Raw genomic sequence first — 14,885 nt, forward strand, 5'->3', positions numbered from 1 at the left:
TTCTAAATTTTACAAGGTTTTCCAATTGCAGTTTGATTTCCAGACGTTCCACCATTCGACTCGGCAGCATATCGATCTTCTATTCTTTTATAATCTTCACTGCCAACAGGAAAAGTTTCATCATAGATTGGAGTTCCTCGTAAGCCTCCCCAAGCTAAATCTGTATAGATTTGATTTGGAGCTTTTCCAGCTATAACAGGAATTCCGGTCTGAAACTCTTGTAATGCTGCTCCTATAGCTTTCACGTAAGTTTCTGCCATTTCTTTATGATGCAAATTTGGCAATTCGCTTTTTTTTGGAGGAAATTTACTATCACAAAAAGCCTGAAAAAGTGTTGGTGTATCCGCAAAAACAATTGGATTACTAGTAGACGCGTAGTCATCTATTAAACTCATAAAATAAGCATGAGTAAACTCATGCAAAATATTAGATGCTCTAAACAAACTTGTAGCAGAAGTATAATCTGGGCTTATACGAACTGTATATTGATATCTATCCAACGAATTAGTTCGAACTGTTTGTGCAGGTTGACCATTAGTTGGTTGCTTTGTTATTATTTCAAGATTAATCGTTCTAGTTGAACCCAATTTAGCTAAAATAGTGGCTATATCACAATTGGTTGCATTTTTTAATTTCTCTAAAACATCTTTTGGGCATCCCTTTAATTGATCCGAATTAATGTTTTTTTCAATTTTCTGAGCTATTGTCTGATCTGTATTTTCTGAGCCAGATGAGCCAGTTCCACCTCCATAATCAGGTGCAGGTAAATACTGAGGGTCACTTCCGCCACTAGCATAACAACCTACTTCGTAAAGTGGTTCAAAATGTCCATCTTCATACCAATAGCCATAATAAACGCATTGTATCTCGTTTTCAGAATATTTTGTAGTCAAAGAAGGTTCTATCTTTTTTCCTTTTTTAAACTCAATTTTAGTTCCAGCATTAGTAGCTAATTCTTGTACAAAAATCTTACCGTTAAAAGTATCCTTAATATTATAATAATTGTAATTTTTATCCTGAATTTTATAATTTTCATCATTCGTTAAAATCTGAATATAATAAAGTTTAAATCCATTTTGTTCATCTTTTATAAACATTAAACGATGATGGTCATTATATTGATCGGCTTCTTTTGTTGTCGCACTTAAATTACTACTAAGATTAAATGGCACTTCTATTATTTCTCCATCTTCACCTTTCGAAATAATTGCATTTTGCCATTGCAAACTTCCTATATAATTTAAAACCGTTGCGTTATAATCTTTTTGATGACTATCAAACCAAATTTTAGCCTCAGAAGAAGACTGAGCAACATTTTTCTGTCCGATTTCTTCAGTCGCACAATTAGTCATTAATAACACAAGACTTAATAACAGTAAGCTTTTAAACATTTTTGTAATTCTTCTCATAGTTAATTATTTTCTTACAGCTAAAGTAAAAATTATTAATTATAACCAAAGAAAAAACTTATAAAAACAACTTTTCCAAAAAAGATACTTCGAGATTTATGAAAAATCTCGAAATATTTACTAATTTTTAAATCACATTTGATAATTCTTTCGCATCCTATAAAAATGTAAATAAAAAACCGCAATCTCATAAATTATGAAATTGCGGTTTTAGCAGAGAGGAAGGGATTCGAACCCTCGATACAGTTACCCATATACTAGCTTTCCAGGCTAGCTCCTTAAACCACTCGGACACCTCTCTAAATTGGTTTGCAAATAACACAAAAAAAATTGAGTTAGAAAAACAAAATCGGACATTACTTTACATACTTTTCTTAAATTCTTCCATAAATAATTTTACAGCCTTTTTTTGATACGCTCCTTCTATGGTTAACATATACGAATCTCTTTGTGTAGGAACTCCCGTAATCGTTATTGCTTTTAGATTATCCCAGTCTTTTAGGGCTTTTTCTGCTACAATTGTTGCCCAATCACTATCTTGTACCATTTGCAATAAAGCGTGAATCGAGTTTAACTCAATCGAAATTTTAGGTTTCATTTTGTTTTTTGTAAACAACTCTTCTACAAATTCTCTCGAATTCGAACCTTTCCCCGGAAGAACCAGCGGTATTCCTTCAATTTTCTTAAAAGCAATTTTGTCTAAAGCCGCCAAAGAATGTGATTTTGAAACTACCATAACCATATTTGAAGTAAACAAAGGCACTTTTTGAATTGGAAGATCTATTTCATGCGATGAAATAACCAAAACCAAATCCAGTTCATTGTGAATTAATTTTTGCTCCAATGCTTCGGTTGTACCGTATTCTACGACAATTTTTAGTTTTTGGTATCTTTTTGCAAATGCATTAATCACGGGCAGAATCAATAATCCAAAAATATAAGTCACACCAATTCGCAATTCACCGCCAATCATTTCATTCAAATCGTCAATTGCCTGTTTCCCGCTTTCTACATTTTCGATCACTTTTTTAGCATGAATCAAGAAAACAGAACCGGCTTCGGTAAGTTGTACTTTTTTCCCAATCCTGATAAACAAAGGCATTCCGAGTTCTTCTTCCAGCTTTTTTATTTGTTGCGATAATCCGGATTGTGTGACAAAACACAATTCGGCAGCTTTTGTAAAATGAAGAACTTCAGCGGTTTTAATAAAATATTCTAATTGATAAATCTCCATATCGATAAGTTTTACTACTTATTATCAGTAAAATTATTAATTTTTCTAATGAAATCATAATCCCGAACTTTGTAAAAAAATATCAGGCATCATGTTTAAAGCGCTAAAATCAAAAAACTTCAAGTTATTCTTTTACGGACAATCAGTTTCGGTAATTGGAACGTGGCTTCAAAAAACGGCTGTAAGTTGGATGGTTTACAGCGTGACGGGTTCTGTCTTTTTACTTGGTCTTGCCACTTTTTTAAGTATGATTCCGTCTTTATTTCTTGCACCGTTGGCCGGAAGTATTATTGGGCGTTACGACAGACACAAAGCCATGATTCTATTGCAATCTTTGGCGATGCTTCAGGCTGGTGCTTTGGCTTTACTGATTTACTTAAAAATTTACAATATCAATTTTATTTTGGCTTTAAGCCTTTTTCAGGGAATTATAAACTCCTTTGACATGACTTGTCGTCAAACTATGATGATTGATATTGTCGATAACAAAGAAGATTTACCAAATGCGGTTGCTTTAAACTCTACTTTAAATAATTTTGCGCGTATTGCAGGTCCGGCTTTGGCAGGAATTATTCTGCACAATTATGGTGAGGACATTTGTTTTATTGGAAACTTCTTAAGTTATATTCCGGTTTTGATTTCTTTATTGATGATGAAAATCACTCCCCATATTAAAGCAACCGATAAAATGAAAATGTTAGACGATTTTCTTGAAGGTTTGGATTATGTGAAAAAAGAAACCGAAATGGCAAAAATGCTTTTAATGTTAATGTGCAGCAGTTTATTCGTGATTTCTTTCAATACTTTAATGCCGGTTTTTGCCAAAGATATCTTTAGCGGAAACGCTCAAACTTTTAGTTGGTTCGAAAGTGCTGCCGGAATTGGTTCGATCTTATCAGCCATTTATTTGGCAAATCTTAAAAAAGCTGATAATATGGGCAAAATAATGATCGCTGCGAGTTTATTGTTAGGTTTTAGCATTATTATACTTGCTTACTCAAATAGTTTGACTGTTGCGCTTATTTGTATGGCTTTGAGCGGCGTGGGAATGATGGCACAAACCTCATCGATAAACATTTATGTTCAAACACAAAGTACCGTAAATATGCGTTCCAGAAGTATTAGCTATTATTTAATGGCGTATCAGGGAATGATTCCTGTAGGAAGTTTAATAATTGGATACGTTTCGCACATTATAGGAACCAGAAATACGGTTGCAATTCAAGGAATTATTTGTATCGTTTCTGTAATTGTTTATGTGTATTATAAAAACCGCAGTTCTGAAGAAGAATTGGGAACTTGTCCGGTTCGATATAAAGATTAAGAAAAAAAATCAAATTCAAATATTAGACACCTTTGTCAAAGTTTAAAACTTTGACAAAGGTTGTTGCGCATAGTAAACCGACAGTCCCGAAGCCTCGGGATTAAAAACCTGTCGGGTTTCTTTATGTTTACTTTGTCGAGTTTCTGGTGTGATTTCTCCTCTGTCGAAATTGTAAAGGTTACTTATTTCGGTAACGGATTTATCATTTCGATTGGTTTTTTTCCATCAATACCTTGATGTGGTCTTTCATGATTATAATAATATAAGTATTGCAATAATTCTTCTTTTAATTCTTCATGAGAATCAAAATCTGTGTCTCTCAATAAATCATCTTCAAGAGTTCTCCAAAAGCGTTCAACTTTACCATTAGTTTGTGGTCTGTAGGGTTTTGTGTACCTATGAACAATACCTAATTCCATTAACATCCTCTCAAAAGGGTGATTATTTTTCACTTTGCTTGTTTTAGGTCCAAATTCAGCTCCATTATCAGATAATATCTCTTCAAATTTTATTTCATAATGATCACTTAGGATGTTTAAACATTTCAATGCCGCAAACATAACTGTTAAACTGGTAATATCAGAAACTAATTCAGCCCAGGCAATTCGACTGTAATCATCTATTACACAAACTAAATAGCGATTTTTATTTTCCCCTTTAATTATACTTTTGCTCAAATAATGACAATCAATATGACCAAGTTGTCCCATTCTTTCCTTGATTATTTTTTGATGATTCTTTTTAATCTTCGGAGTTAATCTATTTATTTTATTGCGTTTTAAAATATTATAAACTCCTGAATATGATGGTGTATGCTTCCCTAATTTGGGCCTTAAGATACTAACAATTTCATATTTGTTGTTTCCTTTTTCTCGTAATGCAATTACTTTTTGCTCTATAAAAGGCAAAGGACGTCTTGTTTTATATTTGGGACCTCTTTTTTGGGGCAATAAATCAATAGATTTCCCACTTTGTTTAAAGCGATTATAATACTTTAAAAAACTCTTTCGGCAAGTATTATTTGCTGCATAAAAATCCATTGCTTTTTTATACAAAGGATGAGTTTTATTTTTTACCTGTTCATATTCTTTTATTAGAAAACGATACTTCTCTAAGTAGTTCCGCTCTAAAGTGGAATCCTGACTATTATTTCTCATCGTAACAAAATTTATTAAAGTTAAATTTTGTTACCGAAATATCTAACATCTACAGAAATGACAAAATTGGATCGAAAAATTTACTAAAATGAACTTATATCACTTATATGGTTCAAATTGCATTTTCCTTGGAATTTGGAATTTTAAAATATTGGAATTTCTCTATTTACAACGAAATCTCTCCGCGTAAAGCAGTTTCAAATACATTTTTAAATTTGGCTTGAGGAATATTGTGGCCCAGCAAATACATTAGTTTTGTAATTGCAGCTTCTGTCGTAATGTCTTTTCCTGAGATAACTCCAAGGGATTTTAATGCTGTACTGGTTTCGTATTGTCCCATATTTACGCTTCCGCCAGAACATTGTGTTACGTTTACGATATGCAAACCGGACTGAATGGCTTTCTGAATTAAATTCAAAAACCAATCTTCTGTTGGTGCATTTCCGGAACCATACGTTTCTAATACGATACCTCTTAAATCTTTAATGGCTAAAATTGAAGATAGAACAATTTCGCTCATTCCAGGGAACATTTTTATGATGGCAACATGATTGTCTAGTTTTTTATGGACAATTAAATCAGCGTTTTCTTTTATAGGAAGAAATAAATGACGGTTTAATTTAAGGTGAACACCAGATTCTACCAATTCAGGGTAATTTGGCGCTGTAAAAGCTCTGAAATGTTCAGCATTTACTTTTGAAGTTCGGTTTCCGCGATACAATTTATATTCAAAATACAAACAAACTTCGTTGATTACCGGTTTTCCGTTTTCTTGTAATGAAGCGATTTGGATTGCCGTAATCAGATTTTCTTTTGCATCGGTACGCAAATCACCAATTGGCAATTGAGAACCGGTAAATACAACTGGTTTCGATAAATTCTCCAGCATAAAACTCAATGCCGATGCTGAATACGACATTGTATCTGAACCATGAAGTACTACAAATCCATCATAAGCAATGTAATTCTCTTCTATAATTTCAGCAATTTTCGTCCATTCTCCGGGATTCATATTAGATGAATCTATTGGATTTTCGAAAGAAACGGATTCAATCTCACAATCTAATTGTTTGATTTCGGGAATTTTTTGCAATAGTTTACCAAAGTTGAACGCTTTGAGTGCGCCCGTTTCAAAATCTTTACTCATACCAATGGTTCCACCGGTATAGATTAGTAATATTTTAGCTTTAGATGACATCTTGGTATTTTAATTTGTTCACAACAGGATTTGCATACATTGACAGAAATCCTTGTCTTGTAACTGGATTATCACTTCCGATACGCATTTCTAAACGACGCTCAAACAAAGATTTCTCATTTTCTTTGTATAAATGAGCAAATCTATTTGTTTCGTTCAAGATGTCGTAAGCGATAAAATTAGTTGGCCATAATTGATAATTCTTCAAAATCGAATCGTCAATAACTTGCGCCAATGCCTGAATTTGTTTGTTGGAATTATCGTTTTCAGCAACAATTTGATCAATTTCGGTATCCAGAACATCTCCAACAGAAATGTGTATTCTTTTCTTAGTTCCCATGACGCCACTTATAATAGTCATGAAATCTTCGTTTTTATCTTTAACGTAAACTTCGTTGTTTGCTTCTGCCATTAATTGCGGCATTTTCAAAACATCTGTAGGATCGTATTCGTATGAAATTGAAACCGGAACGATCTTTAATTTCTTGAAATAATCCATCAAATTGGCTTCATCAGAACCCATTCCAATCATTTTTAAAACGCCTGGATTGGTTTCGTCATTTCCGTCTTTTGTACGTCCTTCTCTTTGTGCAATCCAAACCGAACGATTTTCACGAAGCAATAATTGTCCCATATATTCGGCAAGCAATTTAGAACTTTGCAACATTTCTCTTGGCGTTAAACCTCTTAGAACCAAAAAGTTTCTGTTTAGTTTTGCCAAAGTGCTCAGGAATGCTTTTTTAACCAAATTATCTCCAATTGCAGATGCTGTCATGACTAATCCATGCTCAAAAAGGCAAACGTTTAATAAGGTTGTATCTAGAAGAATATCCCTGTGATTAGAGATAAATAAGTAAGAAGTATTTGGTTCCAATTTTTCAAATCCTGAAGTTGTAAGTCCTTCAGAACTTTTCTCTAAAACCTTTTGTATCGTATTATAAATAAAGTTGCACTGAAAATCACGAATCGAATGTGTTTTCTTAAGTTGCTCTTTCCAAACCTCATCTTCTACTTCCGGAAAAGTAAAGTTCATCATGGTTTTCATCATTGGATGATTGACAACATCATGAAGTGCTTCATTTATTTCAGAATCATAAAACGGTCGAATGGCATCAAATTTCTGCATTATTTATATTGGTTTTAAGTGGGCAAAAGAACAAAAAAAAAATTAAACTATTGTAAGGTACATATTAAATCCCAAAAACGTCCTTAGAATTTTGTGTTGTTTTTCCTGCTATTTCTTCTTCAGAAACGTCATATATATCTGCTAATTTGCTAATAACATTTACCAAGTAGCTGCTTTCGTTGCGTTTACCGCGATACGGAATTGGTGCTAAATAAGGTGAATCCGTCTCTAAAACGATATGTTCCAAATCGATTTGATTTAAAAACTGATCAATTTTTCCGTTTTTAAATGTCACAACTCCGCCAATTCCCAACTTCATATTGTAAGAAATCGCCTGAAGCGCCTGTTCGTGTGTTCCGGAAAAACAATGAAAAATTCCAAATAAATCATCTGATTTCTCTTCTTCCAGAACTTCAAAAATTTCATCAAAAGCTTCACGACAATGAATTACAATTGGTAATTTGTATTGTTTTGCTAACTGAATTTGTCTCTTAAAAGCAATTTGTTGTTCTTTTAAATGGGTTTTATCCCAGTACAAATCAATTCCGATTTCACCAACGGCATAGAATTTTCTTTTTGCCAGTTCGGTTTCTACATGTTTTAGCTCTTCTTCGTAATTATCTTTCACGTAAGTGGGATGCAAACCCATCATTAAGAACACATAGTCAGGATAATTTTGCTCTAAATCATACATAGATTGCGTTGCAGCGGCATCGATTGCAGGAATAAAAAAACGAGTTACTCCGGCATTTATAGCTCTTTGCATCATTTCGTCACGATCCTGATCAAATTCTTCTGAATATAAATGTGTGTGCGTGTCGGTAATTATAGGTGTTGAATTCAATTGTTGTAATTTTTTAAAGGTTCAAAATTACGACAATATTAAAAACTTTCCCAATTTGAATGTGATGGCGGTAAATGGCACGCGGATTTAGCGGATTCACTTCGTGAAAACGCGGATTTAAACGGATTTTTTTATTTTGTAATGTGTGTTTTTGTTTGTGTCGCGTTTTTGTCAGACTTGGCGAAGTGGAAACCAATGGCAGACGGATGAAACGGATTCACTTCGTGAAAACGCAGATTTAAACGGATTTTTTTATTTTGTAATGTGGTTTTTTGCGTGTTTTTGTTTGTGTTGCGTTTTTGTCAGACTTGGCGAAGTGGAAACCAATGGCACACGGATTTAACGGATTCACTTTGTGAAAATGCAGATTTGTACGGATTTTTTTATTTTGTAATGTGGTTTTTTGCGTGTTTTTGTTTGTGTTGCGTTTTTGTCAAACTTGGCGAAGTGGAAACCAATGGCACGCGGATGAAACGGATTCACTTTGTGAAAATGCAGATTTAAACGGATTTTTTTATTTTGTAATGTGGTTTTTTGCGTGTTTTTGATTGTGTTGTGTTTTGTCAGACTGAGCGAAGTCGAAGTCCCTAACGTGATTATCTAATGCTAAAAAACCTTTGTCAAAGTTTAAAACTTTGACAAAGGTTTGGGCACATGTTTGTGTACGGGTTTTATCCCCAAAAAAAACCCGTACAAATCTGCATTTTCACAAAGTGAATCCGCATCATTCACGTGTCATTTAACTAAATACTAAACTCCTTCTTGAATAAATTGTATAGCACGATCTAAAACCTCGTCTCTTCCTTCTTGAATTCCTTTTATTGTTGGTTTTACTTCAATATCCGGAACAATTCCTATTCTTTGAGTTTCGCGTTTATCCGGATAAAAAACTCCAATTCCTGTATATCTGGTATGAAATCCTTTAAAATCAAGATCCATTGCATTTCCATCTGCTCCGGCGGTTTGACTTCCTATAATTGTGGTATTTCCGGCAGTTTGAAAACACATTGCTGTCCATTCTGACTGGCTTAAAGAATCTTCGTTAAGCAAAACGATTACTTTTCCTTTATAATTGTCTTTATTTTCAGTACCACAAGTTGATCCTTCTGTCCAAGTATATCTTCCCGGATAATTTGGATAAGGATAGGTATAAATACAAAATGTTTTTTCCTGGGAGTTTAAAAATTTAGCGATATCTTCATACGTTTCATTTGGATAATTTCGCATATCAAAAATAATTGCTTTAGTTGATTTTAAAGTTTCAATCATTTCCGGAACATGTCTGGGTTTTAAAACACCCATGTCAACATAGCCAACATTATTGTCCAGAAGTTTAAACTTTTCCTTCTTTTTGATAGCTCCTTTTTTAAATTCATTTCTATGAGAATCATGATAATCAGCCCAGAACATTGATTTTGTTTCGTATTTTCCGTCTTTTAAAAACTCGACTGTAACATTTTCAGAATTGCTTCTTAAAATTGGACTAACCACTTTATCTAAAAACTTAGGTTCATTTGAAGCACAGATTAAATCTCGATTTTCTGAAATTAGTTCTTTTATCGTTTTACCATTTATTTTGGTAATTACATCTCCAATTTTTATGTTACTTGCCTCAGCTAAACTATCGCCTAAAATTTCTGTAACAACCAATTTCTCATCAATAATTTTACCTGTGGCCGGAAAATAATTGAATCGCCTCAAAGATGAAATACCATATATTGGAGTTTCGGTATGGCTATCATTAATTTTAACTATTAGCTTTTTTATTGCAATATAAAAGTCAACATCACTTTTAGCATCAACAACACTTGGCAACGCCTGCACTAAACTTAAATCCCATTTTTGATCCATTACATATTTATACGGAAAATAATATTCTATTAAATTCCAATAAGCAAACAACATCAGAATTCTCGGGCCTTTATTCGTATAATCAAGATCAAAGTAATTTTTCGCACTTTTCATCGCATCAAAACCAGGTCCGAATTCTTCAGTAGTTTGAAATCTATTATCCTCTATAAATTTCAATTTCTTAGACAGTTTTTTAGAAAACAACTTATTATTAAACCAACTTAAATCAAAGTTTTTATCAAAAAACTCAACATCTTTTGGTGCTGCAATTGGTGCGATTTCTTTTACTGGTCCAAGATCGTCGATCCAGTTTTCCAGAACTAATGAAAATTCTTCTTTGGTTTGCGCTTTGTCTATTTTTGGTAATTTTTCTAAAAGCTGATTGTCCCAGTTTACTTCCCCTTTGGCAACTTTTGGATGGTAATATTTTAAAAATCCCCAAACTTTGCAAGTTGCAGCGAGTTTTTCAGTTTCGGTAATTTTGGTGTTACCAAAGATGATTTGTGAAAAGATAATTAAAAGAAATAGAATAATTTTTTGCATTCAATAAAAGGATAAAATTATTAATGGTTTTGGTTTGTTAGTGGCAATAAATTAAAGCCGAAAATAGAACTAAAAATCTAAATTTATTTACGGCTTTACGTAAAAACGATTTTTTTTACGGTTTTGTGTTAAATGGCACACAGATGAAACGGATTCACTTCGTGAAAACGCGGATTTACACTGATTTTTTTATTTGTATTGTGTTTTTGTTTGTGTTAAGTTTTTGTCAGACTGAGCGAAGTCGAAGTCCCGCAACGGCTATCTACAGTAAACCCGACAGGTTTTTTAAACCTGTCGGGTTTGAATGCGTATAAAAATAAAAAAAATCCGCGCTCATCATCGTTTTCACAAAGTGAATCCGTCAAATCCGCGTGCCATTTAGCTGAATCTTTAAACTCCAGTTTCAATAAATACTAAAGCGCGATCCAGAATTTCGTCTTTTCCTTCCTGAATTCCTTTAATGGTTGGTTTTACTTCGATATCAGGAACAATTCCTATTCTTTGTGTTTCTCTTTTGTCTGGATAAAAAACCCCAATTCCTGAAAACTGTGTATTAAATCCCTCAAAATCGAATATTGAAACATTACCATCCGCGCCAGAAGTTTGACTTCCAACAATTGTAGCGTGCCCGGAAGTTTGAAAACACATCGCTGTCCATTCTGCCTGACTTTGCGTTTTTTCGTTCAATAAAAGAATCACTTTTCCTTTGTAATAATCCTTATTATCAAAACCAATTGAAGCTCCGCTACTCCACATAAATCTTCCCGGATAACTTAAATCAGGAAGTGTATAAATGGCAAATTTCTTTTCTTTCGGGTTTAAAAAATTTCCTATTGGTTCAAAAGTCCCTTTTGGATAATTTCTCATATCAAAAACAATTGCTTTCGTATTTTTTAATGCTTCAATCATATCAGGAATGTTTTTGATGCCGATAATTCCCATATCAACATAACCAACATTATTATCTAAAAGCTTAAATTTTTCCTTCTTTTTTCTTGCTCCTTTTTTAAATTCATTTCTGTGAGAATCATGATAATCATACCAAGTCATTGCTTTTGTAACATACTTGTCATTTTCAAAAAACTCTACTTTTACTAAATCTGCAGTATAGCTTCTTAAAATTTTCTCCGCCAGTTTATCCAAATATTTAGGTTCGTTTGAGGCACAAATCAAATCTCTGTTCTCTGCGATAATCTCTCTTATCGTTTTATCATTTATTTTAGTAATTATAGTCCCCGCTTTTATATTATCAGCCTGAGCAAGACTATCGGCTAGAATTTCTGTAATTACCAGTTTCTCATCAATTATCTTCCCGTTTGCAGGAAAATAATTTCTTATTTTGGGAGTTGTCGCAGACGAATAGGTATAAAACTCTGTATGACTGTCATCAATTCTTGACACCAGTTTTCTCATTTCCAGATAAAAATCATCTTGATTATCTGCTTTAATTACAAGCGGTAAGATTTTTTCTAAAGTGATATCCCATTTCTGATCCATTAAATATTTATCCGGAAAAAAATATTCTACCAGGTTCCAATACATAAATATCATTCGAAGTTTTGAATTCTTATCTTTAAAGTCCGGATGTTTAAAACTCTCATTTTGCAAAAGAACATTCCCAGCACCTTCTGCGGCATAAACATAAAACTGTTCGCCTTGAAATCTATTCTTTTCTATAAATTCCAATTTCTTAGAAAGTTTTTTCGAAAACAATTTATTCTTGTTGATCCAGGATAAATCGAAATTTTTATCAAAATATTCAACGTCTTTTGGTTGTGCAATTGGCGCTATTTCTTTTATGGGACCAAGATCATCAATCCAATTTTCCAGAATTAAAGAAAATTCTTTTTGGGTTTGTACTTTTTCAATTTTAGATAATTTTTCTAAAAGCTGATTATCCCAATTTACTTCGCCGTTTGCTACTTTTGGATGGTAATACTTCAGAAAACCCCAAACTTTACAAGTTGCCACAAGTTTTTCATTTTCTGTAATTTTGGCTTGGCCAAAGGTAATTTGCGTAAGAACTAATAGAAAAAATAAGGCATTTTTTTTCATTCAATTGTAGGTTGGTTTTGGTTGCTTTTATAAAATTAAAATCGAATTTAGAACTAAAAATCTGAATTTGATTACGGTTTTCCGTAAAAGCAATTCGTTGCGCTAAATGGCACGCGGATGAAACGGATTCACTTCGTGAAAACGCGGATTTAAAAGGATTTTTTTATTTTGCGTTGTGTTTCTGTTTGTTGTCAAACGATAAACCCGACAGGTTTTGAAAACCTGTCGGGTTTGAATATGTGTGAAGATCTTTGTGTTTTATAAAATCTTAATCTAAATCTTCCATAAGATTTTGAACGTCGTCATAATTTTCATAATCCTCAGAGATTGTCTGCAAGATTTCTTTACAAGCTTTGTAGTCTTTTTGTTTTAATTTGGATAACGCCAGATTCCATTTTGCTTTTTCTTTATAGACAGAAGTTCCTGCTATTAATTCATTAAAAACTACTTCGGCTTTTTTATAATGACTTTCTTCTAATAAAGAAACGCCATAAAAATATTGAACTTCAGGTGTTTTGTTTTCTTTTAAAATAGTTTCAAAAAGCGGAATTGCTTCTGAATATTTTCTTTCATTAAAAGCGGTTTCGGCTTGTTTCAAAGTTTCTTTTACTTCTCCTCTTTCTGTAAATGAGGCTTGCTCAGGATGATTATAATCTTCAAAAGATGGATTCTGATTATAATTAAAAAAGAACAATCCAAATAGAATCACTACAGAAGCTGCGGCTGCAAAATACCAGGCATTTAATCCTATAACTTTTGGTTTATTGGTATTGAAATGTTTGTCTGAAATCGTTTTTAAATTTGCTTTAAACGCTTCTCTTTCTTCTTCATGTTCAAATTTATTTTCTAATTGAGTATGAAGATTTTTGAAAATCTCAAATTCCGAAGCTATTCCGGGATCTTGAGACAATTGATTTTCAAACTTATTTTGTTCATCAATCGTCAGTTCGCCTTGAAGATATTGATCGAATAATATGTAGCGTTCTTCGTTCATGACTAATTATTTTTTAGAGATTTAAAATTTTTGGCTTCCTGAATCCACTGTGTTAATTGACCAACGCACAACGATTTTTTCTTGCGGACATATCCGTAAGTTACGTTTAATTTCTCAGCAACTTCTTCCATTGATTTTAGGGTAAAACTCAACTTCAACAATTCCTGACATTTATCGCCCAGTTTCTGAAACATGGTGTCAAAAAGCTGTTGTTTCTCGTCAAATTCTTCCGTTTGCCCAATTAATTCCAGTGCAGATTCATTCATAGATACCGCATCTTCATTAATTGTTACCCCTTTATTCGAAGTTTTTTTGAGTTCGTTAAGCCATTTTCTTTTACACAATAAAAAAAAGTAAGCATCAAACGGGCAAGTCAATTGAAGTGTATTGGCTTTGGCCTGATTAAAAAGTAAAATCATGACTTCCTGAACCACATCCTGAGCGTGTTCCTTATCGCCGGAATTGTTCATAATGAACATAACAACTTTGGGAACAAACTTTTTGTAAATCGTCTGAATGATTGCCGAGTCATTTGCAGCAAGTCCTTCAATATACATTTGGTCAGGATGAATTTTATTTTGACTCATAAAAAAACTTTTTGTTAGCTAATTTAAGAAAAAGAATCTGAAATAAATTTCATTCAAAAGGGTAACAATTATAAAGTCAGGTTGATATAACGTAACAATATGTTTTTGCCAGATTATTTATTGGAAGAAAATAGCACACGGATTAGACTAATTAAACAGATTATCTAATTTAAAATTCGTGCTCATTCGTGCAATTTGTGGCAAAAAAATCAATTCAAAAATTAAGAAAAATGGAAACGTATCAATTTACAAACGAAAAAACTTTAGATCAGTTTAACGAAATGATTGCTGCCAAAAAACGTAATGGTTTTGTAATTATCGAGCACAACGAAAAATTACCATACGTGGTTTTATCCAAAGAAAAAAAATCCATCAACCACTTCTTTCATCTCTTTCTTACCTGTATCACTTTTGGATTCTGGGCAATTGTTTGGGTGTATTTGATTGTTACGCTTTCGCAAAAGAAAAACATTCTCGTTGCAGTAGACGAAGACGGAAACCTGTTTGAAGACAAATGCCTTTCAGCATAAATTAAAAAAAATAAAAAACAAGGGTAACAATTT

12 protein-coding genes and 1 tRNA gene are annotated in these 14,885 nt (G+C 32.9%); 2 read left to right on the plus strand and 11 right to left on the minus strand.

Annotated features, from left to right (window positions below):
• Window positions 1-2 precede the first annotated feature (2 nt).
• The 3 genes from C8C83_RS07670 to C8C83_RS07680 form a co-directional block, all read right to left on the minus strand.
• Window positions 3-1,409, minus strand: a complete 1,407-nt coding sequence (locus tag C8C83_RS07670; RefSeq protein ID WP_132011713.1) for a hypothetical protein — start codon at window positions 1,407-1,409, stop codon at window positions 3-5.
• A gap of 214 nt (window positions 1,410-1,623) precedes the next feature.
• Window positions 1,624-1,710, minus strand: a tRNA-Ser gene (locus C8C83_RS07675).
• A 60-nt stretch (window positions 1,711-1,770) separates the two neighbouring features.
• A complete protein-coding gene (locus C8C83_RS07680; protein ID WP_121327533.1) occupies window positions 1,771-2,643 on the minus strand; it encodes a LysR substrate-binding domain-containing protein in 873 nt (290 codons plus the stop codon).
• A gap of 91 nt (window positions 2,644-2,734) precedes the next feature.
• Here C8C83_RS07680 and C8C83_RS07685 point away from each other — a divergent pair, with 91 nt between their 5' ends.
• A complete protein-coding gene (locus C8C83_RS07685; RefSeq protein ID WP_121327535.1) occupies window positions 2,735-3,967 on the plus strand; it encodes an MFS transporter in 1,233 nt (410 codons plus the stop codon).
• A 182-nt stretch (window positions 3,968-4,149) separates the two neighbouring features.
• On the opposite strand, the gene C8C83_RS07690 is transcribed toward C8C83_RS07685, so the two are convergent.
• The 8 genes from C8C83_RS07690 to C8C83_RS07725 form a co-directional block, all read right to left on the minus strand.
• Complete coding sequence (locus C8C83_RS07690) at window positions 4,150-5,124, minus strand: integrase core domain-containing protein (RefSeq protein ID WP_121326054.1); 975 nt, start codon at window positions 5,122-5,124, stop codon at window positions 4,150-4,152.
• A 166-nt stretch (window positions 5,125-5,290) separates the two neighbouring features.
• Entirely contained in the window at window positions 5,291-6,322 is a 1,032-nt protein-coding gene (locus C8C83_RS07695) for an asparaginase (protein ID WP_121327537.1), read from the minus strand.
• Window positions 6,312-7,448, minus strand: a complete 1,137-nt coding sequence (locus C8C83_RS07700; RefSeq protein WP_121327539.1) for a 1-acyl-sn-glycerol-3-phosphate acyltransferase — start codon at window positions 7,446-7,448, stop codon at window positions 6,312-6,314. Before C8C83_RS07700 ends, C8C83_RS07695 begins: the two co-directional genes overlap by 11 nt.
• Window positions 7,449-7,512: 64 nt before the next feature.
• Window positions 7,513-8,292: a TatD family hydrolase gene (locus tag C8C83_RS07705; protein ID WP_132011714.1), complete on the minus strand. Its 780-nt coding sequence runs from the start codon at window positions 8,290-8,292 to the stop codon at window positions 7,513-7,515.
• Between the two features lie 750 nt (window positions 8,293-9,042).
• Complete coding sequence (locus tag C8C83_RS07710; protein WP_121327543.1) at window positions 9,043-10,686, minus strand: S41 family peptidase; 1,644 nt, start codon at window positions 10,684-10,686, stop codon at window positions 9,043-9,045.
• 390 nt (window positions 10,687-11,076) lie between these two features.
• Window positions 11,077-12,741 (minus strand): S41 family peptidase, encoded by a 1,665-nt coding sequence (locus C8C83_RS07715; RefSeq protein WP_121327545.1) that lies wholly within the window; start codon window positions 12,739-12,741, stop codon window positions 11,077-11,079.
• 268 nt (window positions 12,742-13,009) lie between these two features.
• Window positions 13,010-13,735: a tetratricopeptide repeat protein gene (locus C8C83_RS07720; protein WP_121327546.1), complete on the minus strand. Its 726-nt coding sequence runs from the start codon at window positions 13,733-13,735 to the stop codon at window positions 13,010-13,012.
• A gap of 2 nt (window positions 13,736-13,737) precedes the next feature.
• Window positions 13,738-14,322 carry a sigma-70 family RNA polymerase sigma factor gene (locus C8C83_RS07725; RefSeq protein WP_121327548.1) on the minus strand — a complete coding sequence of 195 codons (585 nt, stop codon included), beginning with the start codon at window positions 14,320-14,322 and terminating at the stop codon, window positions 13,738-13,740.
• Between the two features lie 230 nt (window positions 14,323-14,552).
• Here C8C83_RS07725 and C8C83_RS07730 point away from each other — a divergent pair, with 230 nt between their 5' ends.
• A complete protein-coding gene (locus tag C8C83_RS07730; protein WP_121329989.1) occupies window positions 14,553-14,852 on the plus strand; it encodes a hypothetical protein in 300 nt (99 codons plus the stop codon).
• The last annotated feature ends 33 nt before the right edge of the window (window positions 14,853-14,885 follow it).

Source organism: Flavobacterium sp. 90 (assembly GCF_004339525.1).
In the GTDB taxonomy this organism is placed as follows: Bacteria; Bacteroidota; Bacteroidia; order Flavobacteriales; family Flavobacteriaceae; genus Flavobacterium.

What these genes read in the sequence shown, in the direction of transcription:
- C8C83_RS07685 (WP_121327535.1), top strand. Translation starts at nt 2,735, where the DNA reads ATGTTTAAAGCGCTAAAATCAAAAAACTTCAAGTTATTCTTTTACGGA.
- C8C83_RS07715 (WP_121327545.1), bottom strand. Translation starts at nt 12,741, where the DNA reads ATGAAAAAAAATGCCTTATTTTTTCTATTAGTTCTTACGCAAATTACC.
- C8C83_RS07725 (WP_121327548.1), bottom strand. Translation starts at nt 14,322, where the DNA reads ATGAGTCAAAATAAAATTCATCCTGACCAAATGTATATTGAAGGACTT.
- C8C83_RS07680 (WP_121327533.1), bottom strand. Translation starts at nt 2,643, where the DNA reads ATGGAGATTTATCAATTAGAATATTTTATTAAAACCGCTGAAGTTCTT.
- C8C83_RS07710 (WP_121327543.1), bottom strand. Translation starts at nt 10,686, where the DNA reads ATGCAAAAAATTATTCTATTTCTTTTAATTATCTTTTCACAAATCATC.
- C8C83_RS07670 (WP_132011713.1), bottom strand. Translation starts at nt 1,409, where the DNA reads ATGAGAAGAATTACAAAAATGTTTAAAAGCTTACTGTTATTAAGTCTT.
- C8C83_RS07690 (WP_121326054.1), bottom strand. Translation starts at nt 5,124, where the DNA reads ATGAGAAATAATAGTCAGGATTCCACTTTAGAGCGGAACTACTTAGAG.
- C8C83_RS07700 (WP_121327539.1), bottom strand. Translation starts at nt 7,448, where the DNA reads ATGCAGAAATTTGATGCCATTCGACCGTTTTATGATTCTGAAATAAAT.
- C8C83_RS07720 (WP_121327546.1), bottom strand. Translation starts at nt 13,735, where the DNA reads ATGAACGAAGAACGCTACATATTATTCGATCAATATCTTCAAGGCGAA.
- C8C83_RS07695 (WP_121327537.1), bottom strand. Translation starts at nt 6,322, where the DNA reads ATGTCATCTAAAGCTAAAATATTACTAATCTATACCGGTGGAACCATT.
- C8C83_RS07730 (WP_121329989.1), top strand. Translation starts at nt 14,553, where the DNA reads ATGGAAACGTATCAATTTACAAACGAAAAAACTTTAGATCAGTTTAAC.